The organism is Flavobacterium riviphilum (assembly GCF_055231795.1).
Genome location: NZ_JBUYSY010000002.1, coordinates 241,267 through 266,906, shown reverse-complemented (window position 1 = coordinate 266,906; position 25,640 = coordinate 241,267). Strand labels below are relative to the sequence as shown.

24 protein-coding genes and 1 other RNA gene are annotated in these 25,640 nt (G+C 33.9%); 4 read left to right on the top strand and 21 right to left on the bottom strand.

Translation table 11 applies throughout. The features are described 5' to 3' along the window. The first annotated feature begins 43 nt into the window (after window positions 1-43). Complete coding sequence (locus ACZIX2_RS03850) at window positions 44-613, top strand: pentapeptide repeat-containing protein (protein WP_463338762.1); 570 nt, start codon at window positions 44-46, stop codon at window positions 611-613. Here the strand turns inward: ACZIX2_RS03850 and ACZIX2_RS03845 are convergent. The 6 genes from ACZIX2_RS03845 to ACZIX2_RS03820 form a co-directional block, all read right to left on the bottom strand. Then, window positions 610-1,290: an ABC transporter ATP-binding protein gene (locus ACZIX2_RS03845; RefSeq protein WP_463338761.1), complete on the bottom strand. Its 681-nt coding sequence runs from the start codon at window positions 1,288-1,290 to the stop codon at window positions 610-612. The genes ACZIX2_RS03850 and ACZIX2_RS03845 overlap by 4 nt on opposite strands. Before the next feature lie 2 nt (window positions 1,291-1,292). Next, window positions 1,293-2,549 (bottom strand): ABC transporter permease, encoded by a 1,257-nt coding sequence (locus ACZIX2_RS03840; RefSeq protein WP_463338760.1) that lies wholly within the window; start codon window positions 2,547-2,549, stop codon window positions 1,293-1,295. Continuing rightward, window positions 2,549-3,712 carry an efflux RND transporter periplasmic adaptor subunit gene (locus ACZIX2_RS03835; protein ID WP_463338759.1) on the bottom strand — a complete coding sequence of 388 codons (1,164 nt, stop codon included), beginning with the start codon at window positions 3,710-3,712 and terminating at the stop codon, window positions 2,549-2,551. The genes ACZIX2_RS03840 and ACZIX2_RS03835 overlap by 1 nt, the downstream gene beginning before the upstream one ends. 169 nt (window positions 3,713-3,881) lie before the next feature. Next, a complete protein-coding gene (locus tag ACZIX2_RS03830; protein ID WP_463338758.1) occupies window positions 3,882-4,304 on the bottom strand; it encodes a hypothetical protein in 423 nt (140 codons plus the stop codon). Between the two features lie 93 nt (window positions 4,305-4,397). Then, window positions 4,398-5,126 carry a 3-deoxy-manno-octulosonate cytidylyltransferase gene (kdsB, locus tag ACZIX2_RS03825; RefSeq protein WP_463338757.1) on the bottom strand — a complete coding sequence of 243 codons (729 nt, stop codon included), beginning with the start codon at window positions 5,124-5,126 and terminating at the stop codon, window positions 4,398-4,400. Between the two features lie 44 nt (window positions 5,127-5,170). Then, window positions 5,171-6,592 carry an ATP-dependent DNA helicase gene (locus ACZIX2_RS03820; RefSeq protein WP_463338756.1) on the bottom strand — a complete coding sequence of 474 codons (1,422 nt, stop codon included), beginning with the start codon at window positions 6,590-6,592 and terminating at the stop codon, window positions 5,171-5,173. 167 nt (window positions 6,593-6,759) lie between these two features. On the opposite strand from ACZIX2_RS03820, the gene ACZIX2_RS03815 reads away from it, so the two are divergent. Both ACZIX2_RS03815 and rsmD read left to right on the top strand, forming a co-directional pair. Continuing rightward, window positions 6,760-7,566 carry a DUF3822 family protein gene (locus tag ACZIX2_RS03815; RefSeq protein ID WP_463338755.1) on the top strand — a complete coding sequence of 269 codons (807 nt, stop codon included), beginning with the start codon at window positions 6,760-6,762 and terminating at the stop codon, window positions 7,564-7,566. Beyond that, window positions 7,563-8,171 (top strand): 16S rRNA (guanine(966)-N(2))-methyltransferase RsmD, encoded by a 609-nt coding sequence (gene rsmD / locus ACZIX2_RS03810; RefSeq protein ID WP_463338754.1) that lies wholly within the window; start codon window positions 7,563-7,565, stop codon window positions 8,169-8,171. Before ACZIX2_RS03815 ends, rsmD begins: the two co-directional genes overlap by 4 nt. A gap of 25 nt (window positions 8,172-8,196) precedes the next feature. Here the strand turns inward: rsmD and rnpB are convergent. From rnpB to lon, 5 genes are all read right to left on the bottom strand, one after another. Continuing rightward, window positions 8,197-8,528, bottom strand: an RNA gene (rnpB, locus tag ACZIX2_RS03805) — RNase P RNA component class A. A gap of 115 nt (window positions 8,529-8,643) precedes the next feature. After that, window positions 8,644-10,020 carry a nucleoside permease gene (locus ACZIX2_RS03800; RefSeq protein WP_463338753.1) on the bottom strand — a complete coding sequence of 459 codons (1,377 nt, stop codon included), beginning with the start codon at window positions 10,018-10,020 and terminating at the stop codon, window positions 8,644-8,646. A 69-nt stretch (window positions 10,021-10,089) separates the two neighbouring features. Then, window positions 10,090-10,785: a (d)CMP kinase gene (gene cmk / locus ACZIX2_RS03795; RefSeq protein ID WP_463338752.1), complete on the bottom strand. Its 696-nt coding sequence runs from the start codon at window positions 10,783-10,785 to the stop codon at window positions 10,090-10,092. 40 nt (window positions 10,786-10,825) lie between these two features. Next, the gene (gene porQ, locus ACZIX2_RS03790) at window positions 10,826-11,851 is read right to left on the bottom strand and encodes a type IX secretion system protein PorQ (RefSeq protein ID WP_463338751.1); all 1,026 of its coding nucleotides are present in this window, start codon (window positions 11,849-11,851) and stop codon (window positions 10,826-10,828) included. A gap of 148 nt (window positions 11,852-11,999) precedes the next feature. Beyond that, window positions 12,000-14,453 (bottom strand): endopeptidase La, encoded by a 2,454-nt coding sequence (gene lon / locus ACZIX2_RS03785; RefSeq protein WP_463338750.1) that lies wholly within the window; start codon window positions 14,451-14,453, stop codon window positions 12,000-12,002. A gap of 329 nt (window positions 14,454-14,782) precedes the next feature. On the opposite strand from lon, the gene ACZIX2_RS03780 reads away from it, so the two are divergent. Then, window positions 14,783-15,517: a head GIN domain-containing protein gene (locus ACZIX2_RS03780; protein WP_463338749.1), complete on the top strand. Its 735-nt coding sequence runs from the start codon at window positions 14,783-14,785 to the stop codon at window positions 15,515-15,517. 33 nt (window positions 15,518-15,550) lie between these two features. Here the strand turns inward: ACZIX2_RS03780 and ACZIX2_RS03775 are convergent, their stop codons facing one another. The 10 genes from ACZIX2_RS03775 to ACZIX2_RS03730 form a co-directional block, all read right to left on the bottom strand. Next, entirely contained in the window at window positions 15,551-16,882 is a 1,332-nt protein-coding gene (locus tag ACZIX2_RS03775; RefSeq protein ID WP_463338748.1) for an MFS transporter, read from the bottom strand. Window positions 16,883-16,994: 112 nt separating this feature from the next. Then, window positions 16,995-17,813, bottom strand: a complete 819-nt coding sequence (locus tag ACZIX2_RS03770; protein WP_463338747.1) for a M48 family metallopeptidase — start codon at window positions 17,811-17,813, stop codon at window positions 16,995-16,997. 137 nt (window positions 17,814-17,950) lie between these two features. Beyond that, window positions 17,951-18,823, bottom strand: coding sequence for a succinate--CoA ligase subunit alpha (gene sucD / locus ACZIX2_RS03765; protein WP_463338746.1), 873 nt, complete (start codon window positions 18,821-18,823; stop codon window positions 17,951-17,953). Between the two features lie 84 nt (window positions 18,824-18,907). Further along, window positions 18,908-19,267 (bottom strand): nuclear transport factor 2 family protein, encoded by a 360-nt coding sequence (locus tag ACZIX2_RS03760; RefSeq protein ID WP_463338745.1) that lies wholly within the window; start codon window positions 19,265-19,267, stop codon window positions 18,908-18,910. 1 nt (window position 19,268) lies between these two features. After that, on the bottom strand, window positions 19,269-20,198 hold the full coding sequence (locus ACZIX2_RS03755) for a UDP-3-O-(3-hydroxymyristoyl)glucosamine N-acyltransferase (RefSeq protein WP_463338744.1): 930 nt from the start codon (window positions 20,196-20,198) through the stop codon (window positions 19,269-19,271). Window positions 20,199-20,288: 90 nt separating this feature from the next. After that, the gene (efp, locus tag ACZIX2_RS03750) at window positions 20,289-20,855 is read right to left on the bottom strand and encodes an elongation factor P (RefSeq protein WP_463338743.1); all 567 of its coding nucleotides are present in this window, start codon (window positions 20,853-20,855) and stop codon (window positions 20,289-20,291) included. A 71-nt stretch (window positions 20,856-20,926) separates the two neighbouring features. Then, window positions 20,927-21,712, bottom strand: a complete 786-nt coding sequence (lpxA, locus tag ACZIX2_RS03745; RefSeq protein WP_463338742.1) for an acyl-ACP--UDP-N-acetylglucosamine O-acyltransferase — start codon at window positions 21,710-21,712, stop codon at window positions 20,927-20,929. 60 nt (window positions 21,713-21,772) lie between these two features. Beyond that, window positions 21,773-23,161: a bifunctional UDP-3-O-[3-hydroxymyristoyl] N-acetylglucosamine deacetylase/3-hydroxyacyl-ACP dehydratase gene (locus tag ACZIX2_RS03740; protein ID WP_463338957.1), complete on the bottom strand. Its 1,389-nt coding sequence runs from the start codon at window positions 23,159-23,161 to the stop codon at window positions 21,773-21,775. Further along, window positions 23,154-24,194, bottom strand: a complete 1,041-nt coding sequence (gene lpxD, locus ACZIX2_RS03735) for a UDP-3-O-(3-hydroxymyristoyl)glucosamine N-acyltransferase (RefSeq protein ID WP_463338741.1) — start codon at window positions 24,192-24,194, stop codon at window positions 23,154-23,156. Before lpxD ends, ACZIX2_RS03740 begins: the two co-directional genes overlap by 8 nt. A gap of 131 nt (window positions 24,195-24,325) precedes the next feature. Beyond that, window positions 24,326-25,555 (bottom strand): HD domain-containing protein, encoded by a 1,230-nt coding sequence (locus tag ACZIX2_RS03730; RefSeq protein WP_463338740.1) that lies wholly within the window; start codon window positions 25,553-25,555, stop codon window positions 24,326-24,328. Between the last annotated feature and the right edge of the window lie 85 nt (window positions 25,556-25,640).

The window sequence follows — 25,640 nt, the reverse complement described above, 5'->3', positions numbered from 1 at the left end:
CATTGATAGTTGCGTTTTTTGCTTTTACCCCCTTCCTTTAATTATGAGAGAATTCCATTATGACCAAAAATACAAGAACGTAATCTTCGACATTAGCTCATTGAATCATCAAGAATTTGAAACTTGTATTTTCGAAAATTGCAATTTCCCTTCATGCCATTTTATAGATGTCCAATTTATCGATTGTGAATTTATTAATTGCAATTTCAAGGGGACACAAATTAACCATGTTGCATTTAGAACAGTGCATTTCAAAGGATGTCATATGGAAGCCGTCAATTTTGCTATGTGTGACAAAACAATTTTTGAAATTCATTTTTCAAATTGCCAATTGGATTTTACAAAATTTTACGCTCTAAATTTAAAGAAAACCAATTTCATTGGATGCAGTTTGATTGCTGCAGATTTTATGGCCACCAATCTCACCGAAGCCATTTTTGACAATTGTGATTTATACAAAGCAGAGTTTGAAAAAGCCAAAGCCAATAAAACTGATTTTAAAACCAGTCGCAACTACGCTATAAATCCAACTAAAACACAACTAAAAAAAGCCCGTTTTAGCAGGGCTGAAGTCAAAGGTCTATTGAGCTGTTTTGAGGTCGTAGTAGATTAATTCGAAAGAATTTGTCCATCTTGCATGATAATGGTTCTGTCTGATCTTTCTGCAAATTCGTTATCATGTGTTACAACTAGCAAGGTTTGCTGTTTTTCGAGCGTTAATTGCTTGAAAATATCAAAAACCAAATCACTATTTTTCTTGTCTAGATTACCCGTAGGCTCATCTCCCATAATAATTAAAGGGTCATTAATTAAAGCCCTTGCAATGGCTACGCGCTGTTTTTGTCCTCCGCTTAATTGATTGGGCATTTTTAAAGCTTGCTCTTGCATGTCTAAGGTCTTCAAATGTTCCATTGCCCTAAATTCTAACTCTGCTTCGGTTAACTTACCTAATTTCAATCCTGGGAGCATTACATTTCTCAATACATTGTACTCATTCAACAAATAATGAAACTGAAACACAAAACCAATTTTCTCATTTCGAATCCAAGCCAATTCTTTATCCGATTTACCCGTTACAAGCTCTTCATGAATCCACAATTTACCTTCATAATCAGTATCCATAGTCGAAAGTAAATACAACAAAGTTGATTTACCACAACCTGATTTACCAACAATGGAAACAAATTCCCCATGATTAATAGTCATATCAATATTCTTCAACACCTGAAATGGTGAAGGGTCGTAAAAGTATTTACTTAAACCTTGAGTTTCTAAAACTTTATTAGACATAGTTATTTTCCTCTAATGATGGCTACAGGATCAATCTTACTTGCTTTTATCGCTGGAAATAAACCTGCTATGAATGTGGTGAAAAGCGCAAAAGAGATTCCAATGATGTAATACAAAATATTAAAATTAATAGGATACGTTGATATGGTCGGCAAAGCTGCCGTTTCAAATGGTATAATGTCAATAATAGAGGCAAAGATATACCCAAACAACAATCCAAAAACGCCGCCTGTAAATCCTATAATAAGAGACAAGGTCATAAAAATCCATTTCACATCATTGCCCGAAAATCCTGTTGCCTTGAGAATGGCAATACTGTCCATTTTTTCGTAAATCATCATATTCAATATATTGTAAATCCCAAAACCAGACACAATAAGCAGTACAATTCCTACGGCATATGAAATTATTGACCGAACAGAGCTTCCGGTTTCAAACTGAGAATTGGCGGTTTGATAATCAATGGAATCCAAATCGAAATTTTTTTCAAATTCTTTAGCAATCAAAGGAGCCGTGGTCATATCAAAAAGCTTAACCTGAATATCGGTAATATAATTAGTAGACTCTCCTAATATTTTTTGCGCGGTACCAATTGATGTATAGGTCATCGTATCGTCAATTTCTGCAATACCTATTTGAATAATGCCGACTACTTTTAATGTAGCCAAATTCCCTTTTGAAGTAGTTACTTTGATACGATCTCCAACAACCAACATCATTTTATCCGCTAACCCTTTCCCAATAATAATACTATTGTTTTGTTCTAAATCAGTTATAGTACCTTCGATAATATAATCACTGGTTTGAAAAAGTTTCTCTTCCGCATTCACCTCTATACCGTTGATTACCCCGGAGATTTCTATGGTACCTGAATTAAAAAAAACAGGAGTTACTACTTTTGGCGCTACGTCAACAATACGAGAATCTTCTTTTAAAACCTTAATAATTGGAATCGCGTTATATATAGATTTGCCTTGGTCTTTGGGTTTAATCGAATGGATAAAATGAATGTCTTTTGCATAATTTTTACTCAATAAAATTGGTTGATTTTCTGTAGGTTTTATTTCATTATACAATCGAACATGAGGTGTTCGATTGAGCATTAAACCATCCAACAAATCATTTAAACCATTCATAAAACTTACCAGAGCAATAAACATAGCAATACTAAAAGTAACTCCAATTGCCGCCACTATTGTTTGTTTCAAACGCGCTCTAAGCAAATGCAAAGCTATATTGAGAATGAGATTATAATTCATTACTGAGCCTTGTATATAGTTTCTCCTTGATGAAGTCCTTCTAGAATTTCGACTTTTTTATAGTCACTCAAACCGATTCTAACTTTTCTTTTTTCATCTTTATTCACCAGTACATAAGAACCGTCAAATAAATACTCCTTAGGAATAATTACAGCATTTTTCTTGGTTTTGATGACAATGTTAGCTTCTGCTGTAAGATTGGGATACAATTTTGGCGGTGCTTTAGTAAATTGTGCTTCCAATTTAAATGTCCTTGATTTTTCGTCCATAATAGGGTAAATTTTTGAAACAATGGCTTCAAATACTTGGTTCTTATAACTATCCATAGTGATAAGCATTTTTTGCCCCATTTGTACCCTTACCATATCATTTTCATCCACATCCAGTTCGATTAAAAAATCATTGGTTTTTCCGATGGTAGCCAATGCCATTTGAGGAGTTACAAATGTGCCTTCTTTGACTGGTAAATCAAACAATTGACCATTAAACTCACTTGAAATTGCATAATCCTCAAGGTTTTTTTGGCTTAATTTCACATTGATTGCATTTTTATTTTGGTCATTTTGCAATTGAATTTGGAATTGAGCCAACTGTCTACGAGCTACTTCGTAATTATTTTTGGCAGTTTTATAACTTTGCGTTACCCTATCCAAATCAACTTGAGAAATACCTTCATATTTCATAGCATTTTGACTTCTTTTATAAACCGATTCTTCAAGTGCCAAATTATCTTTTGCGGTTTGAAGTTTCAACTCTAGTTCGGCAATTTTATCTTGTATAAAACGACTTTCTCTTCGACTCAACTCATAAGCTAATTGAGCATTTTGAGCATTTAAACTAGCTTTATCACTATCCAATTCAAACAAAATTTGCCCTTTTTTAATGGTTTGCCCCACTTGTACTCTTGTTTTTTTCAAAACACCGTTAACCGTAGCATATACTATATATTGACCTTTGGCTTTTATTACTCCAGAAGCATAAACACTTTCTGTAATAACCCCGATTGTGGGCTGAGTTTCTTGGCGGGATTCTTTGGAACAACTAACTAAAAGAAGTAAAAAAAGAAGTAAAACAAAATTTCTTATTCTCATCATTGTGAATTTAATAGAGCAATTTGAGGTTGAAATATCCATAAAATTAGAGGAAATTAAATCGAATTCCATAAAATTACACTTTTATAAGAACATTAGAAGCTTTTTTAAATTGAAATTTTAAAGAAAAGTCAAGCCTCTAGTATTAACAAAATGAAATACAACATCTTGCTAACTTTTAAAAAAACAAAACCGTCTCAAAGCCCCTCTGAAACGGTTTATTTATTTTTTTGTATTAAAACTAGAAGAGTAATTTAGATAATATATTAGTTGAACTAGATGTTTTAGGAATTAACTGTAACAAACTAGCATATTGTTGTGCTTTTAAAACAGTTTTCATTTTAGAAGGAAAAGCAGTTTGTATACCAGACATTACTTTTTGATAACCCGCCTTGTTTGTAGCTAACATAGGCAAGGCATTTTTCTTTTTATTTAATAATTCAGTAACAATTGAAGTAGTTTGTGTAACCTGCTCAGGACTTAATTGAATTTTAGATTGTAATGAATTTACAATCTGACTGCCGATAGCCCCTACATCAAAAGAGGATGTTGCTGCTTTTGAGGCTACTGATGTGACTTTATTTACATCATTAAGTGATATTTGAGCCTGAATTCCCCAACAAAATCCAACAAAAAAAACAGTTGTAAAAAATAATTTTCTCATAATATTTTTTTTTAGTTAAAAACAAAACGAAACATTACACTAGAGACAGATAACTGAATATCAATCTAATATACAACTTATTTTATGATTTTTTTATTTCAATAACTTTTTTGCTTTTTCTAAATCTTCAGGCGTATCGATACCTATTCCTACGTGGCTAGTTTCAACCATTTTTATTCGTTTACCAAATTCTAAATAACGTAACTGTTCTAATTTTTCAGAAGCTTCGAGAGATTTCATAGGCAAACTGTAAAAATCTAATAAGGCTTGCTTTCTAAAAGCGTAGATACCGATATGTTGCATATAACGCACTCCTACATTTTTTTCTCTTGGATACGGAATTACAGAACGTGAAAAATATAAAGCAAAGCCATTTTGATCCACCACCACTTTCACATTATTTGGATTATTTATTTCATCTTCATTTGTAATTTCACGCATTAAGGAAGCTAAATCCACTTGTTGGTTGGTGTCGTTTTTAAATACTTCAATCACTTTTGCCAAAGGTTCGGCATTTATGAATGGTTCATCGCCTTGTACATTGACCACGATATCAACATCCAAATTTTCAACTGCTTCTGCAATACGATCACTCCCCGACTCATGTTCTTTGATACTCATGATGGCTTTACCGCCGTTTGAAACAATTTCATTATAAATCAAATCAGAGTCGGTTACCACAAACACATCATCAAAAAGTTGTGTATTCATGGCGGCCTCATAAGTTCTTCTGATGACTGTTTGTCCACCCAAATCTTGCATTAATTTTGCAGGAAATCGTGTGGAGGCGTATCGAGCGGGAATGACTGCTATTATTTTCATTATTTTTCTTTTTTTTTATAATTATATCAACAGATAATAAAACACTATTCTACAAAACTATCATCTTTAAATCCTATCAAATATAGCTTATTTTTCGCACGTGTCATGGCAGTATACAACCAACGAACATAATCCGTATCGATACCGTTGGGCAAATACGGTTGTTCAATAAAAACCGTATTCCACTGTCCACCTTGCGATTTATGACAAGTGATGGCGTAGGAAAATTTGACTTGAAGTGCATTGAAATACTCGTTATTTTTAACTTTCTGAAACTGTTTGTATTTGGTTTCGCCTTCGTAATCTTTCATCACTTCTTGATACAATCTGTTCGATTCTTCGTAGGTTAAAGAAGGCGATTCACTTTTAATGGTGTCCAATAATAAAACGGTTTCTAAAGGTTTTTGGTTGGGATAATCGACCATTCTGATTTTGACTTTTGCAAATTTGAAACCGTATAATTCTTTGATTGCAAATATCTCTAACACTTCGATGATGTCACCATTGGCTACAAAACCAGCTTCATCAGAATCTTTTAGCCAAAAGTAATTGTTCTTGACCACCATCAAAAAATCGCCCGTGGCCAATTCACTTTCTTTATCTAATATTTTGGCACGAATTTGCTCATTGTACTGATTCGCTCTTTTGTTAGAACGTACAATAAAAGCGGTATCCTCAATGCTGTAGTTGCTATAAGCTGAATGAATCGCATCTTGAATATCATAACCATCCACAAGTCGGACGATATCTTTGAATTTTTTCAAATCAAATTGATAATCCGTCACGAAAGCATCGTTAAGCAATTCACGCAAAGCAGTTGCATTATATAAAATTCCAGAACTTTCTTCTTGACGCATGACTTCATTCAATTCAATATGCTCTACATTTTTGGCATAATGCAATTCTAACGAATGAATATCCAACGCTGGACTCACTTCAAGATTAACTGGAGGCAACTGAGCGGTATCTCCCAAAAGGATCATTTTGCAATTGGTTCCCGAATACACATACGAAATCAAATCATCTAATAGTGAGCCATTTTCATACAATTTCGAATCGGAATTGGTGTCCGAAATCATAGAGGCTTCATCGACGATAAAAATGGTGTTCTTATGTTTATTGGGTTGCAGCGTAAAAGAAACGCCGCCTCCGGATGTTTTTTTAGGAAAATAGATTTTCTTATGAATGGTAAAAGCTGGTTTTTCCGAATAATTGGCGATTACTTTGGCTGCTCGACCCGTTGGTGCTAACAAAACATATTTTTTTTGTATGGCAACTAAATTATTCACAATTGTGGAAATTACAGAAGTCTTTCCTGTACCTGCATACCCTTTCAATACAAAAATTGAATCGTTTGAAGTATCTGTCAAAAAAACGGCAATTTTTTGAAAAAAAATATCTTGTTGATAGGTAGGTTGAAACGGAAATTGCTTTTGTAAAAGTCCGTAAAATTGAGCAGAATTCATAACATAAAATTAAGCCACAAAGTAACGGAAAGTTTTCTATAAGGGTATGATTTCGGAATTGAAAAATATGGGAATAATGAGAGAGCCATATTTATTTACCGTTAATGAAATTGCAATTGCTATTTAAATTTGTAAGTTTGTGTGATTCAAAAAAAGCCTGTTTTAAAATGAGTATAACACAAAAAAAATACAACAAATTAGCCCTACAAGTTTCATTAACGGGTTTGTCATTTTGTTGTTTTGATACGTTACAAAAAAAAATTACTTCGTATAACGAAATTCATTTTGATACTTTTCATAAATCAACTCAAATTGAAACTCTTTTTTCTGATGCTTTTAAAGATTTCCCAGAATTAAAGGAGTCCTATGATGAAATTGTAGTCATACATAACAACACATTGTCGACTTTTGTCCCAAAAGCTTTATTCGATGAAAATTATTTAGGAAGTTATTTACAATACAACACTAAAGTATTTCCTACTGATTATTTCTCCTTCGATACAATTTCCAATTACGAAATGAATACGGTATACATTCCGTATGTAAATATCAATAATTTTTTTATCGATCAGTTTGGCTCTTTTGATTACAAACATGCCAATACCATATTGGTAACTAAGATTTTGGAAACCTCCAAAAACAATGATACCAAAAAAATGGTTGTACACTTTAATTCGGGACATTTTGAGATCGTTGTGGTACAAAATCAACAACTTTTATTATTCAATACTTTTGAATACTCCACACCAGAAGATTTTTTATACTACATCTTGTTTACAGCAGAACAATTAAGTTTAAATCCCGAACATTTCCCGTTAGAATTTCTTGGCTCACTCACTGAGGAAAGTCCTTTTTATCAATTAGCGTATAAATACATAAGAAACATTTCATTTTTCGACATGAGTTCTTTGCAAAAAAACAACGATTATTCTGAAACCATCAATAGACAACATTTTATACTTTTTAACTCATGAGAATCATTTCTGGAAAATATAAAGGAAGAAGAATACTCCCACCAAAAAACTTACCAGTTCGACCTACGACCGATATGAGTAAAGAAGCTTTATTCAACATCTTAAACAATCACTTTAATTTTGATGGTTTAAAAGTTTTGGACTTATTCTCAGGTACCGGAAATATTAGTTATGAATTTGCATCAAGAGGCAGTTACCCCATTACCGCTGTTGATGGTGATTTTGGTTGTATTAAATTTATCAAACAAGTAAGTTCAGAATTTGATTTTACGATTGCCGCAACCAAAAGTGATGTTTTCAAATTTTTAGAAAACGGTAAAACGCAATACGATATAATTTTTGCCGACCCACCCTATGGACTAGATCAAAGTACTTTTGAAAAAGTAGTACAACTTGTATTCGAAAAGAATTTACTCGAAGAAGACGGCATGCTAATCATAGAACATTCTAAACACACCCAAATGGATCATTTGGAACATTTTTCATTTCAAAAGAATTATGGTGGTTCGTTTTTTAGTTTTTTCGAATATGCAACCAATGAAGAAGATCAGGATGACCTTTACGACGATGATTTAGAAGACGATTGGAATGACGAAGATGAATAGTCACTTCGTTTTATTTCACTGTGATAAAAAAAGCAGACCTATAAGCCGGATTCTGTATCTCAAAACGACAAAAGTCGAAACGAAACCCTTATCATTTATCTAGACTTACAATTACTCATAAGCTCAAGCTATCTACCCTTCAGCAACGGACGAGAAGCCCTTAAATGCTGATATACTTGATATTTCACCGCATAGAGTTTACCTGGTTTCACTACAGCATTACCTGTACATACTTTCTGTTGCACTTGTCCTAATTCGCCGAGGCGAACCGACGGGCGTTACCCGCTATGCTTCTCTATGGTGTCCGGACTTTCCTCCCTCCCTATAAATCAGGACGACGATAAGGCGGTCTGCGGTGCAAATGTACTACAAAAGTGCTCTTTTAACAATCAATTAATCAAATATTATAACTATTAAGTAGCAATAAAAAATCCCAGTTCTCTTAAAAAGCTGGGATTTTACTTTATAGGTATTAATGATTTACAGACTCCACTTCTTGAGGTCGATGTTCATGTTTGAATAATATAGCAAAGGCTACCGCAATTATCAAGGAATAAATTGCAAATGCCAACCAGATATGATGCCAATCTTTCATCAAAATTTCAGAATCGAACAATCCATCTGTAGAAACTTTTTTACCTTGACTAGACACGAAATCAAGCATTTTCGAATTACCAGGATCTGTTTCTAAAAAAACAGCCAATTCAGCAGAAGTAGTAAAGGATTTAGTAAAAAACTTATCGATAGCCCAGCCTGAGGTAAAACTTCCTAAAACCGCACCAATACCATTGGTCATCATCATAAATAAGCCTTGAGCTGAAGATCTATTTTTTGCATCTGTATTTGTTTCCACAAACAATGAACCTGAGATATTGAAAAAATCAAACGCCATTCCGTATACAATACAGGATAAAATAATCATCCACAAACCATTTACAGGATCGCCAAAAGCAAATAATGCAAAACGCAACACCCAAGCCAACATACTAATAAGCATTACTTGTTTGATCCCAAAACGCTTTAAAAAGAAAGGAATAGCCAAAATGAACAAAGTCTCAGATATTTGAGAAATTGACATAATGATGGTAGAGTATTTCACCACAAATGAATCCGCATATTTAGGAAAATGTTTGAATTCGTCTAAAAAAACATCTCCATAAGCATTGGTCAATTGCAAAGCAGCTCCTAAAAACATGGAGAAAATAAAGAACAACGCCATTTTATAATTGGCAAACAATTTGAAAGATTGTAATCCCATTAATTCCATCAATGAAGCATTTTCATTAATCAAATTTTGAGGTTTACATTTTGGCAATGTAAAAGCATACAATCCTAAACCAATGGCAGCAATACCGGCAATATAAAACTGATAAGCCGACGCCTTATTTCCCGTAAGATTAGTAATCCACATGGCTACAATAAAACCTACAGTACCGTAAACACGAATTGGAGGAAAATCTTTAACTACATCGCAGTTGTTCAACTTCAAAGCAGTGTAAGAAATCGAATTACTTAATGCTATGGTTGGCATATAACAACACATGGCAATCAACATAACATAAATAAAATTATCTGGTGTGGAAATTTGAGGTAGATAAAACAAGATTAAGGCATATAGAATATGTAAAACGCCATATAACTTTTCAGCATTAATCCATCGATCAGCTACAATTCCAGTTAGAGTTGGCATAAACAAGGAAGCAATTCCCATGGTACTAAAAACCAAACCAAATTGTGTTCCATCCCATTGCTTTGTGCCAAACCAAAAATTTGCAATGGTAATAAGCCATGCTCCCCAAACAAAAAATTGAAGAAAGCTCATGATGATCAACCTATTTTTAATTCCCATAAAATAAATTCAAATTGTAATAAAATGTTAAGATGGTAAAGCTACTATTTAAATGGTAAATGACAAAACTTAGTGTCTTGTAATTGCTTGATGAACCAAATCCATTACCACGTCAAATTGTTCCTGTTTTGTCAAAAAAGAATTATCTATTTCTACAGCATCGTCAGCAATAATTAAAGGAGAATCTTCTCTATGGGTATCAATATAGTCTCTTTCTTCAACATTTTGAAGTACCTCCTCATAACTTACTTCAGTTCCTTTGGATTGCAATTCATCAAATCGACGCTGTGCACGTGTTGCAGCACTGGCTGTCATAAAAATTTTGAGTTCGGCATCCGGAAAAACAACTGTACCAATATCACGACCATCCATAACGATGCCTTTGTTTTTGCCCATTTCTTTTTGTTGTTCCACTAATTTAGCACGCACTTCCGAAACTTCTGCCACTTTGCTTACAAAATTTGACACTTCTAATGTGCGAATGGCTTGCTCTACATTTTGATCGTTCAAATACATTTCAGCAAACCCTTTGTCTGCATTAAAATGAAAAGCCAAATGTATAGAAGGCAAAGCTTGTATTAAGGCTAGTTTATCGAATTTTTCATTGGATATAAATCCCTTTTGCATGGCAAAAAAAGCCACTGCACGATACATTGCTCCAGTATCTACATAAACATAACCGAGATGAGCTGCCAATTGTTTTGCTAATGTACTTTTCCCTGTGGATGAAAAGCCATCAATTGCTATTGTTATTTTTGAATTCAAAATTTAATTTTTTAAAATAGTTTACAAAGTTATAAAACTCTTATTGCAAGTTTAAGGTCAAACCAAATAAACTTGTGTTGGAAGCTAAAGTGTAGCGGGAATAGGAATAATTAAACTTCAATCGGTTTACTTTTAATCCAAAACCAACAGAAATTCCTGAAAAATTTCTTTTCTCAACTATCCTAAGCTCCTCGCCTCTTCTAAAGTTGTATCCAAAACGAAGCGAAAAAGCTCTTTTAGGAAACAATTCGGCACCAAGAACCACATGACGCAACGCATTATTAAAAAACGAAACATTCTCAGCATTTTCTTGTCCGTTTATAGAAGTTTCAGATCGTACTGGATTTGAAAAACCTAGATTCCATTGCTGCAAATTCTCCAATGTTAAATGCCAACGTATGGGGACATTCTCCAATTCCTGAGAAACTCCTACTAGAATTTCCAAAGGTAATTTTTCCTGCACCCCCGAATAAGTGGTAAATTGTGTACCAATATTTCGAATCACCAAGGCATAATTGATATCATTACGCTCATCGATGTAGATTGCTCCCAAATCTATAGCGCCGCCAAAAGAGTTATAACGCTCTAAAGTGGAAGAAATCAATTTCGCATTAACACCCAAGTGAAAATCGGTATACGGAATATTATAAGCATATCCCAAGGTTAGAGCCGCTTCATTTCCAGTAAATGCTGCGGTGGGTTGTCCGTTTTCGTCGTAGCCTTCGAAAGAGCCATAATTGACATAGTTAACTCCAGCATGAAAAGTTTGCACATGTCTATCGTATGTATAGGCATAGGAAGCCGTCCCATAACTTACATTTCCAAAATAATTCCCATAGTTAATGGCTAATTGATTATGCATTTCTGCATTTATGGTTGCCGGATTAAAATGTACTTGATTTACATCTTGATCATAAATCGTTAACACCTTTCCTCCCAATGCCGCTTGTCGAGGGGAAGTAACTAGGTTTAAAAATTGATAGGTATACCGACCACCTATTTGAGCCTCTATTGAAGAGCTAAATGATAATAGAAATACGATAACAACTTTTAGATAGACCCTCAAAATAGTTGGATTTTTAGATAACTTTTATAACGTAAAAGCGAAGATAAAATTTTATAATTTAAAAAATAAAGTTAAACATAGAAACCATAAAAAAATCCAAATTCTCAAACGTTTAGATAAGAGAATTTGGATATTTTAAAATATATATTTACTTAATTTCTTTTGCGTTTTTCACTTTTTGATTCGTTATTGCGATAGCCAAAACTTCGCTCATTTCTTTTACATAGTGAAAAGTCAATCCTTCTAGATATTCTGGTTTGATTTCGTCAATGTCATTTTTGTTTTCATGACAAAGTATAATCTCTTTAATATTCGCTCTTTTCGCTGCTAATATTTTTTCTTTAATTCCACCAACAGGCAATACTTTTCCTCTCAATGTAATTTCACCCGTCATAGCCAATTGTTTTTTCACACGTTTTTGTGTAAACAATGAAACTAAAGAAGTTAACATGGCTATCCCAGCACTTGGTCCATCTTTTGGTGTAGCACCTTCTGGCACATGTAAATGCACATTATATTTAGAAATCACTTCTGAATTCAAACCTAACATTTCAGCATTTGCTTTAATATATTCTAAAGCAATAGTTGCTGATTCTTTCATGACATTACCTAGATTTCCAGTAATTGTCATAGTGCCTTTTCCTGCAGAAATTAATGATTCGATAAACAAAATATCGCCACCAACGCTAGTCCAAGCTAAACCTGTAACTAATCCTGCCACATCATTACTTTCATATTTGTCACGCTCTAATCTTGGAACACCTAATACTTTTATGATATCTTCATCGGTTACCTTTTTGTTGTACTCCTCTTCCATCGCAACTGATTTGGCAGCATTTCGAACCACTTGAGCGATTTTATTTTCTAATCCACGAACGCCAGATTCTCTAGTGTATCCTTCAATGATTTTTTCCAATTGTTTTTTACCAATAGATAAATCTTTAGAAGTCAAACCATGAGCCGCTAATTGTTTAGCAAACAAATGTTTCTTGGCAATCTCAACTTTCTCCTCAATGGTATAACCCGACATATTAATGACTTCCATACGATCTCTTAAAGCGGGTTGAATTGTCGACATTGTGTTAGATGTAGCAATAAACATCACTTTAGACAAATCGTATCCCATTTCGAGGAAATTATCATAAAAGGCATTATTTTGCTCTGGATCTAAAACTTCAAGCAAAGCCGAAGAAGGATCTCCATTATGACTACTTGAAAGTTTGTCAATTTCATCTAAAACAAAAACAGGATTTGAGGTTCCCGCTTTTTTCAAACTTTGGATGATACGACCTGGCATAGCGCCAATATATGTTTTACGATGCCCACGTATCTCAGCTTCATCACGTAATCCTCCCAAAGATATTCGAACGTATTCTCTACCTAATGCCTCAGCTACCGAACGACCAATTGAAGTTTTACCAACACCCGGAGGTCCTGTCAAACAAATTATAGGCGATTTCATATCATTTCTAAGCTTCAAAACCGCCAAATGTTCAATCATTCGTTTTTTGACTTCATCTAAACCAAAATGATCTTTGTCTAATATTTTTTGAGCGTGTTTTAAATCAAAATTATCTTTAGAATATTCACCCCAAGGCAAATCCAAATACACTTCTAAATAGTTGCGTTGAATACCAAAATCAGGCGACTGAGGATTCATGCGTCTCATTTTAGCTAGTTCTTTTTCAAAATGTTTTTGCGTTTTTTCGTCCCATTTTTTGGATTTCGCCTTTTGGCTCATTTCATCCATTTCTTCCTCCTGAGAAACACCACCCAATTCTTCTTGGATAGTTTTCATTTGTTGGTGCAAGAAATACTCTCTTTGCTGTTGGTCTAAATCAAAACGAACTTTGGACTGAATATCATTTTTTAATTCTAACTTTTGCAATTCAATATTCATGAAACGCAAAGTTTCCAATGCACGTTCTTTCAGACCATTTATGGCTAATAAATCTTGTTTTTCTTTGACCGAAAGGTTCATATTAGAAGAAACAAAGTTGACCAAAAACGACTGACTTTCGATGTTTTTTATGGCAAAAGTAGCCTCAGTTGGAATATTGGGGCTTTCTTGAATAATTTTAATGGCCAATTCTTTGATGGATTCAATGATAGCATTAAATTCGGAATCATTTTTTTTAGGACGTTTCTCTGCAACTTCTTTTATAGTGGCCGTAATATATGGATCTTCAGATACCACTTCATTAATTTCGAAGCGTTTTTTCCCTTGAAGAATTACCGTTACATTCCCGTCAGGCATTTTGAGAACTCTCAAAATTTTGGCTACGGTACCAATTGTATTGATATCATCTTTAGAAGGATCTTCATCTGCTTCATTAATTTGAGCAACCACTCCAATTACTTTTCCAGAAGCATTGGCATCATTGATTAATTTTATTGATTTATCTCTCCCAGCTGATATTGGAATTACCACCCCTGGAAACAAAACTGTATTTCGCAACGGCAATATGGGCAATGTTTCGGGCAACGATTCATTATTCATTTCCTCCTCGTCCTCGGGAGTTAACAAAGGAATCAAATCCGATTCAGAATCAAATTCTTGAAGTGACAAGTTGTCAATTGTTAGTATTTTATGATTTGACATAGTATTATTGAGTCATTTTGTCATTAAATGAAAAATCATTCGACACAAAGTTAATGATTTAAACGTTTTATTTATCTGAAATTCAATGTTTATGGAACCATAGCACACAAAATCCATAAGGTTTATGTCAATCTTTATGCCAGAATACAACACGCATCGCAATACTAAAACTCGATAATTAAAACTTAAACTTTAAAAATCTTGATTCTAATCTTTTGCCATAAAATCGCATTGAAATTAGCAGTCAAAAATACTAGATTATCCCTATTCTTTTTTTTCTTAAATTTATTCCAATATCTCAATTAAAACTGTAACCAAATGCAATTCTCATGAAAACAAAAACCTATTTAGAATGTCTAGTTTTATTCTTGATTTCCTTTTTGTCTTTTGGGCAATGGAACAACAGCAAGACCATAAAAGGCAACGGTATGATTGTTACTCAAAACCGCAGCACAACAGCCTATGAAGGCATTAAAATTTCTGGGGTATACGATGTAGAATTAATAGCAGGAAAAGAAGGTAACATCAGTCTTGAAGGAGAACAAAACCTTATCGACCACATTGCTGTATCGGTGAACGAAAATATTTTAACCATAGGTTCCGAAAAAGGCTATTATCTAAAAACTTCGAACAATCAAAACATCCATATTAAAATCCCAATTGAAACCATCAACCAACTTTCTTTGAGTGGTTCAGGAACAATCATAAGCAGAGATGTAATTAGAACCGAAACTTTTGACACAAAACTTTCAGGTTCGGGAGAATTGAAACTATTACTAGACACCAAAAAACTAAACATGACTCTTAGTGGTTCAGGAAGTGTTTTGTTAAAAGGCATAGCCAATGAAATAACCACCTCAATCTCTGGCTCGGGAGACATTGACGCCTCGCAATTGGAATCGAAAGCAGCCAAAGTTATCATTTCGGGTTCTGGTAACATAAAAGTAACTTGCTCTGATAGTTTACATGCAAGAATTTCAGGCTCTGGTAAAATTTTATATTCTGGAAATCCCAATCAAAAGGACACTCAAATATCTGGATCGGGTAGTATTTCAAAAAGTTAACATCATCCGGATAGCTTATACCCCCCCCACAATTTACATGAGTGAAGTGGCTTTTTTTACGGGCACTCTTTGCAATAAAACAACAGCTAAAACAAAGAATACACCCAAAAACACGATGGCAAACCTAGGACTTCCTGTTACTTGATCTATCAAACCATAAACACACATCCCTATAACGATTCCTATCTTTTCTGCTACATCATAAAAACTAAAAAATGACGTAGTATCGAGTGTCTCAGGCAACAGCTTTGAATAGGTTGACCTGGACAATGCTTGAATTCCTCCCATAACCAAACCTACCAATCCTGCCATAATATAAAACTGCATTGGCAACACAATAAAAAAGGCCCCAACACATAATAATACCCAAAATGCATTAATAGCAATTAAAACTTTGATATTCCCAAACTTTTCAGAAGCTTTTGAAGTTAAAAATGCTCCTATAATAGCAATAAATTGAATCAAGAGAATACAAATAATCAAACCAATGGTACTATCTGTTTTGGATTTCCAAGCAATTTCTTGAGCTCCGAAATAAGTTGCCACCAACATAACCGTTTGAACAGCCATACTTGAAACAAAAAAACCATAAAGGTATTTCTTCAGAATTTCGTTCGATTTAAGAATATTCCAAACCAATCTTAACTCTTTGTAACCATTCAACAAAACATCTTTGCGAGTTGCTTCAGTTATTTTTTTATTTCCTTTTGGTAGATAATAAAATGAATATTGACTAAAAAGAATCCACCAAACACCCACCATGATAAAAGAATACCTCATTGCCTTCATAGCAGCTTCTCCTTCGGTTCCGGTTATTCCAAAAAACTTGGGCTGCATGATCATTCCCAAATTAACGAGCAACAAAATAACACTCCCGAAATAACCTAAGGAATACCCTTTGGCACTTATGGCATCTTGTTGTGATTTATATGCGATATCAGGCAAATACGAATTATAAAAAACAATACTCCCCCAATAGCCAATTAATCCAAAAAAATAAAAAAACAATCCCAAATAAATTGATTCCAATTGAAATACGTACAACCCCATACAAGCAATAGAGCCTGTATAACAAAAAAACTTCATGAAAATCTTTTTATTCCCCATATAATCAGCAATACCAGATAAAATTGGAGAACACATGGCTATTACCAAAAAAGCCATAGCTGTAGTAAAGCTGATTAACGCAGTGTTCTTAAAATTCACTCCAAACACTTCAATATAATGTCCTCGATTGGTAAAAAGGGCTTCGTAAAATATAGGAAATACAGCGGAAGCAATAGTCAAAGAATAAACTGAATTGGCCCAATCATAAAAAGCCCAAGCATTTAAAACCTTCTTTTGTCCTTTGGGTTGATCTGTCATAAGTGTAAACTAATTTTTTGTAAAAATATCTTTTTTATCTGAAATGGTTTACTTGGATAGACAAAAAAACCAAGTAAAAACTTGGTTTAAAACTTACAAATCTTGATTTCTACTAAAATTTGATTCCGAACTTAAGTGCAGTTGCTTTTGCTTCAGGGATCAATTGCTTTAAATTAGCAACTCGGGTGGCATCTGATGGGTGTGTACTCATAAACTCGGGTTGAGCAGCACCGCCTGATTGTGCCCCCATTCTTTGCCAAAATGAAATAGCTTCCTCAGGATTATAACCTGCTATTGCCATTAAAGTAAGACCAATTTTGTCGGCTTCAGTTTCATGTGATCTACTAAAAGGCAACATCACACCCACTTGCGAACCAACTCCATAAATTTGTTGCCACATGGCTTGTTGTTCTGCAGACTTTCCTCCTGTAGCTACAGCTAAACCTACAGCACCTAATTCTTTTAATTTTGAGGCACTCATACGTTGAGCACCATGATTGGCAAGGGCATGAGAAACTTCATGTGCCATAACAGTAGCTAGGCCAGCATCATTTTTAGCAATAGGTAAAATACCCGTATAGACAACAATTTTCCCCCCAGGCAAACACCAGGCATTTACATCTTTACTTTCAACTAATTTGTAATCCCATTGATACTCATTCAAATAATCTTTATACCCTACAGAAGCCAGATACTTTTGAGCTGCATCTTTTATTTTAACACCTATAGTTTCTACCCTTTTTGCATCTACAGTGCCTTGCAGAACTTTGTTCTCTTTTAAAAATTGTCCATATTGTTGAAAAGAAGAAGGAAACAATTCACTATTAGACACCATATTTAAAGTTGACTTTCCAGTCATAGGATTTGTTGCACAGGAATAAATTACTGCAAATACAACAAAAACAGCAATCCAAAAATAGACTCTTTTCATATTTATGAAGATTTTAAACTCAAATTTACTAATTTAACTACTGAAATTCAAGCGATTAACCAATTGATTAATAAACTAATTTCAAAAACAAAAGCCCCACAAATTGTGAGGCATTTCTATTGCTTAAAAAAGAAGGATTAACCTAAAACTTCTTTTACTTTTTTACCTATTTCTGCAGGAGAATCCACAACGTGAATACCATTATCACGCATAATTTGTTTCTTAGCGGCAGCTGTATCATCAGATCCCCCTACAATAGCACCTGCATGTCCCATAGTTCTACCTGCTGGAGCAGTTTCACCTGCAATAAAACCAATAACTGGTTTTCTATTTCCATCGGCTTTAATCCATTTGGCAGCATCAGCTTCCAATTGTCCACCAATTTCTCCAATCATAATGATACATTCAGTTTCTGGATCATTCATTAATAATTCAACCGCTTCTTTAGTAGTGGTTCCAATGATTGGATCTCCTCCAATTCCAATTGCAGTTGTAATACCTAACCCTTGTTTTACCACTTGATCAGCAGCTTCATAAGTTAAAGTTCCAGATTTTGAAACAATTCCTACGGTTCCTTTTTTGAAAACAAAGCCTGGCATAATACCAACTTTGGCTTCTTCTGGAGTAATAACTCCTGGACAGTTTGGACCAATTAAACGAGCGTTTCTGTCTTTAACGTAAGCGTTGGCTTTAATCATATCTGCCACAGGAATTCCTTCTGTTATGGCAATAATAACTTTAATTCCAGCATCGGCAGCTTCCATAATAGCATCAGCAGCAAAAGCGGGTGGTACGAAAATAATAGACGTATCGGCACCTGCCTGAACTACTGCATCTTTTACCGTATTAAAAACTGGCAAATCAAGATGTGTTGTTCCACCTTTTCCTGGGGTAACTCCTCCAACTACGTTGGTTCCGTATTCAATCATTTGAGAAGCGTGAAAGGTTCCTTCGCTTCCTGTAAATCCTTGAACTATAATTTTAGAATCTTTATTAACTAAAACACTCATGTTATCTATTTTATGTGGTTTTTAAATTAGCGTTGCAAAAGTATGCTTTTTCATATCAAATCAAACGATTGAGAGAAAAAAATATTACAGATGACTCATTTGATATCCTCTGTAAAGTTTATTGTCTTTTATCTCCCAAATGGTCATAAACTGTGCAAGATGTATTTCCTCCCTTGGGTTTTCGACTGTTTTCACAAAGTGAGAATACCTTACCGAAACCATATTTTCTTCTTCAACTATATGACTTATTCGTACTTTGGAACGAATATACGCTTCTTGAAGTTGTTTTGTAAGCTGAATAATAGCATCATAATTCAATTGTATAAAGCCTTCTGTAGAATGCCAATCGATTAACACATCTGGATGAATAAATTCTTTTAAAACCGTACTATCAATTAAAGCGTCTGATTTATAAAAGGCTCTAATAAAATCTTTTGGAGACATATTACGTTAACTTTTTTAAGATTTCTGGTATTTTTTTGATATTGGCGAGTTGTTTTAATTTTTCTCTTGACTCCTGAATTGGTGTCCCAAAATACGACTTGCCTCCTTCAATTGATTTGGTAACACCAGTTTGTCCCATTACAACAGCTTTAGTACCAATAGTAATACCACTGGTGGTTCCTACTTGCCCCCAAAGTGTTACTTCATCTTCTATAATTACACAACCAGCAATTCCGGTTTGCGATGCAATTAAGCATTTTTTTCCGATAACTGTATCATGTCCTACATGAACCTGATTATCTAATTTTGAACCTTCTCCAATTGTAGTATCACCGGTTACCCCTTTGTCTATCGTACACAAAGCACCAATTCCAACATTATTTTCGATTACCACTCTACCTCCTGACAAGAGTTGATCAAAACCTGACTCTCGTTTTTTGTAATAAAAGGCATCGGCTCCTAAAACAGTTCCGGCATGAATTATTACATTATCACCTATAATAGTATTATCGTAAATAATTACATTGGGATGAATCTGACAGTTATCACCAATTACTACATTATGCCCTACAAAAACGTTGGGTTGAATAATAGTATTTTCCCCAATAACAGCTGAAGCACTAATAGTTGTAGTTGAAGATACAAAAGGTCGAAAATGACGGGTAAGAATATTAAAATCCCGAAAAGGATCATCGGATATTAATAACGCTTTCCCTTCAGGGCAAGTTACTTCTTTATTAATTAAAATAATAGTTGCTGCAGATTGAAGTGCCTTATCGTAATATTTAGGATGATCTACAAAAACGATATCACCTGGGGTAACCACGTGTATCTCGTTCATTCCCATTACAGGAAATTGGGAATCGCCCACAAAACGACAATTTAACAAGTCAGCAATTGCTTGTAAAGAATAAACTTTAGGAAATTTCATGATAGTATAGCATATTTCCCGATATGTATCAGGAAAGTATTTAATCTCTAAAAGAAATAAAGAGATTAAATACTTTTATCTTTAAAAAAATTATTCTTTTACACGCTCCATGTAAGAACTTGTAGCGGTATCAATTTTAATTTTATCTCCTTCATTAATAAACAAAGGAACGTTAATAGTAGCCCCTGTTTCAACAGTTGCTGGTTTGGTAGCATTAGTAGCTGTATTTCCTTTTACTCCAGGCTCAGTATAAGTAACCTCTAATACTACTGAAGGAGCCATATCTACTGAAAGTGGCATATCAGTTTCAGTATTGATTTGAATCATTACATTTTCTCCTTCTTTTAATAATTCTGGAGCATCTAAGACATCTCTATTCAAAGTGATTTGTTCAAAAGTCTCAGCATTCATAAAGTGAAACGTATCACCTTCTGGGTATAAAAATTGAAATGTATGCGTTTCAACACGAACCACATCAATTTTGTGTCCTGCAGAAAAGGTGTTGTCTAACACCTTTCCATTGGTTAATGATTTTAATTTTGTTCTAACAAAAGCAGGGCCTTTTCCAGGTTTCACATGAAGAAACTCGATAATTTTATAAATATCGTGATTGTGTTTTATACAAAGTCCGTTTTTAATATCTGAAGTAGATGCCATTTTTTATAATAATTTAAATTTTTTAAAATATCTTGTACTATACAGTGACTCTAGGTCTCAATTTCAAAGAATTAGTAAGACCCTGTATAGCCTTTCATTATTCCTCTAGAAGAATTTCTAATAAAATCAATAATTTCATCACGCTCAGGAGTTGCTTCCATTTCGGCTTCAATGATATCGAGAGCTTGAGAAGTATTGTAATTTTTTTGATACAATATTCGGTATATGTCTTGAATTTCTTTAATTTTTTCAGTGGTAAATCCTCTTCTACGTAAACCAACTGAATTAATCCCTACATATGATAAAGGTTCTTTAGCTGCTTTAGTAAATGGAGGTACATCTTTTCTCACCAAAGACCCCCCAGAAACCATAGCATGATCACCAATATGAATAAATTGATGTATTGCAGCCAATCCACCAATTACAGCATACTTACCAACGATTACGTGACCAGCAAGCGCTACTCCATTTACAATAATGGAATTGTCACCAATATGACAATCGTGTGCGATATGAGCCGTAGCCATAACTAAACAGTTGTTTCCTAATACTGTTTGCCCAGATGCAATAGTCCCTCTGTTTATGGTTACACATTCGCGTATTGTACAATTATCACCTATAATTGCTAAAGATTCTTCGCCTCCAAATTTTAAATCTTGTGGAACTGCAGAAATCACCGCACCTGGAAAAATATTGCAATTTTTTCCAATACGTGCCCCTTCCATAATAGTTACATTAGACCCAATCCATGTGCCATCACCAATAACTACATTATTATGTATAGTTGTAAATGGCTCTATTACCACATTTTTGGCAATTTTTGCACCAGGATGAACGTAGGCTAAAGGTTGATTCATAGTGTTTTTGTTTTGGTAAGTTTATTTTTAAGTACAAATGCCTAATAAATAAACCTTCTATTATTGTTTTCTTGCTATTTGAGCCATTAATTCAGCCTCTGTTACTAATTTACCATTTGCGTAAGCATTGGCTTGCATGTGACAAATTCCTCTTCGTATTGGCGAAATCAATTCGCATTTGAAGATTAAAGTATCGCCTGGCAAAACTTTGTGTTTGAATTTCACATTATCAATTTTCATGAAATAGGTCAAATAATTTTCTGGATCTGGAACGGTACTCAACACCAAAATCCCTCCCGTTTGTGCCATTGCTTCTACAATTAACACACCCGGCATTACAGGTGCTTCTGGAAAATGCCCAACGAAGAAATTTTCGTTCATCGTTACATTTTTCATACCAACCACATGACTTTCCGACATTTCGATTATTCTATCGATTAACAAAAAAGGAGGTCTGTGAGGCAACACCGACATAATTTTATGAATATCCATCAATGGCTCTTGATTTAAATCATAAACTGGAACATGATTTCTTTGTTCAATTTTGATGATTTTAGCCATTTTTTTGGCAAATTGTGTATTAACGTAATGCCCTGGTTTATTGGCAATCACTTTTCCTTGAATTTTTGTACCAATTAAGGCCAAATCCCCTACTACATCCAACAATTTATGTCTAGCAGCTTCGTTGGGATAATGCAAGGTTAAATTATCTAAAATACCATTAGGCTTTACTGTTATGGAATCTTTACCGAAGGCTTTTTTCAAATTTGACATGGTATTTTCGGATATTTCTTTATCCACATATACAATGGCATTATTCAAATCGCCTCCTTTTATTAATCCATTATCTAATAAAGATTCTAATTCATGAAGAAAACTAAAAGTACGCGAATCACAAATTTCGGATTTGAACTCGCCAATATTTTTCATGGTTGCATTTTGAGTTCCTAAAATTTTAGTCCCAAAATCCACCATAGTTGTCACGCAATAATGATCGTTTGGCATCACCAAAATTTCACTTCCAGTTGCCTCGTCAGTAAAAGAGATGATTTCTTTTACAACGTATACATTTCGATTGGCATTTTGTTCAACAATACCCGCTTTTTCGATAGCTTCAACAAAGTATTTAGAAGAACCATCCATAATTGGCAACTCAGAGGCATTCAATTCTATAATCACATTATCCAAATCGCATCCCTCTATAGCAGCAAGAACGTGTTCTGGAGTTTGAATTTTCACTCCAAGCTTTTCTAAGTTTGTTCCTCTTTGAGTATTGACAACATAATTGGCATCGGCTTCAATAATCGGTTGTCCTTCAAGGTCAATTCTAACGAATGTAAATCCATTGTTTACAGGAGCCGGTTTGAAAGTCATTGTTACCTCTTTACCAGTATGCAATCCAACACCGGTAAGTGATATTTCCGTATTGATGGTCTTTTGCTTAACCATTATTTCCATTTTTTTGATTTATTATTTTTTTTAATTCTTCTAATTCAGCAATGAGTTTGGGTAATTTTTTGAAATAAATATAAGATTTATTAAAATCATTAAATCCAAAGGCGGGACTACCCTGAAGCACTTCGTTATCTTTAATGTTTTTATTGATACCCGATTTGGCTTGAACTTTGATTCCATCGCCAAGAGTTAAGTGACCCGATATTCCAACTTGACCACCAAACATTCCATTTTTTCCAATTTTAGTGGAACCCGCAATTCCTGTTTGTGCTGCAATAACGGTATTCTCTCCTATTTCTACATTATGAGCAATTTGAATTTGATTGTCCAATTTTACTCCTTTACGAATAATTGTTGAGCCTAATGTAGCTCTATCTATGGTTGTATTGGCCCCAATCTCAACGCCATCTTCAAGTACAACATTGCCAATTTGCGGTATTTTATCAAAGCTACCATCTTCTTTTGGAGCAAAACCAAAGCCGTCTGAACCCAAAACTACTCCAGAATGTATTACACAATCGTTGCCAATAACAGTTTCTGAATAGATATTGACACCAGCAAAAATAGTTACATTATTTCCAATTGAAACATTATCACCTATGTAAGAGTTAGGATAGATTTTAACATCATTACCTATCGTTACATTTTGACCAATATAACTAAAACTTCCTAGGTATAAATTTTCGCCATAAGTTGCAGAATCAGATATAACAGAAGGTTGTTCAATTCCTGTTTTATTACGTTTAACTTCATTATAAAAAGTCAACAATTTTGTAAAAGCAGCATAAGCATCTTTTACTTTTATTAACGTGGTTGATATCGGTGCATCTGGCTCAAAAGTATCATTTACAATTGTAATTGATGCTTGTGTAGCATAGATATAATTTTGATATTTTGGATTGGATAAGAAAGTTAAAGATCCTTCGGTTCCTTCTTCAATTTTGGATAGACGAGATACTGATGCTTCTGGATTTCCAACAACTTCTCCTTCTAATATACCCGCAATTTGCTCTGCTGTAAATTTCATCTACTTGTGTTTTTTTTATCTTGAAGAATTAAGATAAAACTAATCGACATCTATTTTAATGTTTTTCAAAATAAAAAATCTGTTTGTTTTACCGCGACAAAAATATAAAAAATAGGTATTAAAATGTTATTTTATAAAAGTTGTTTTGGAAAACAAACGTAATATTTGGTTACCAATTTCGAAACCGATTTAAATGTAAGTTGATCCGAAGCCTCTACAACATCTTCAATAGAACGGTCTTTCTTTAGTATTCGAATGGGTTCTGCTTCTTTGCTGTAGGCTTGATTTTTTATTTTACCTCTGAACACAAAATAGTTTACCTCTGCCATCGAAACACCTAACATTTGGGTGGCTTTTTCTTTTAAATCATTTAAATCTTCAGCAGTTATTTTATCATCACTTACCTTAATTTTGAACAAATCTCTATTGATAATCATTGAACTTAAAGAAGACAATATAAAATCTGGATGATCTTGCCAAGATTTCAGTGCACTCACTATATCAAAATCATCCAATTTTGAAAACGTATTTAGAATTTCAGCATTAAATGATTCATGTGTAACTTTTTGATTCATAAAAAAAGACAAGGGTGCACTAGCCGGAAACTCAATTCCTTTTAAGGACAATTCTTTGGCTCTTTTTAAAATTTTAGTCAAAATTATTTCGGCCACCAAACTAGTTTTATGCAAATACACCTGCCAATACATTAAACGACGGGACATTAGAAATTTCTCTACCGAATAAATCCCTTTTTCTTCAATCACCAAAACATCATCAACTACATTCATCATTTGAATAATGCGTTCAGAATTGACATTCCCTTCGGACACACCAGAATAAAAACTGTCACGTTTTAAATAATCCATTCTATCCATATCCAATTGGCTTGAAATCAATTGCAACATAAACTTTCGATGGTATTCTCCTTTAAAAACCTGAATCGCAAGACTTAATTTTCCATCAAATTCTTTGTTCAATTCCTCCATAAACAACAAGGAGATTTCTTCATGATGAATAGCTTCCACAATACTACTTTCCATTGCATGAGAAAATGGTCCATGCCCAATATCGTGTAGCAAAATGGCAATATACAATGCATTTTCTTCCTCACTAGAAATCAACACGCCTTTAAATCGCAATGATTCTACCGCTTTTTGCATGATATGCATACAGCCCAAAGCATGATGAAATCGAGTATGATTGGCTCCTGGATACACTAAATAAGACAATCCCATTTGTGAAATTCGACGTAAACGCTGAAAATAGGGATGTTGAATTAAGTCATATATTAACGCATTAGGTATGGTTATAAAACCATAAATTGGGTCATTGAAAATTTTTAATTTGTTGATTGGAATCACTTTCTATAAATTATAAGGGCAACAAATATAAACAATTTAGTTTGTAAAGTATTTATTCGCAAATTGAAAGCACTTTGTCTATTTC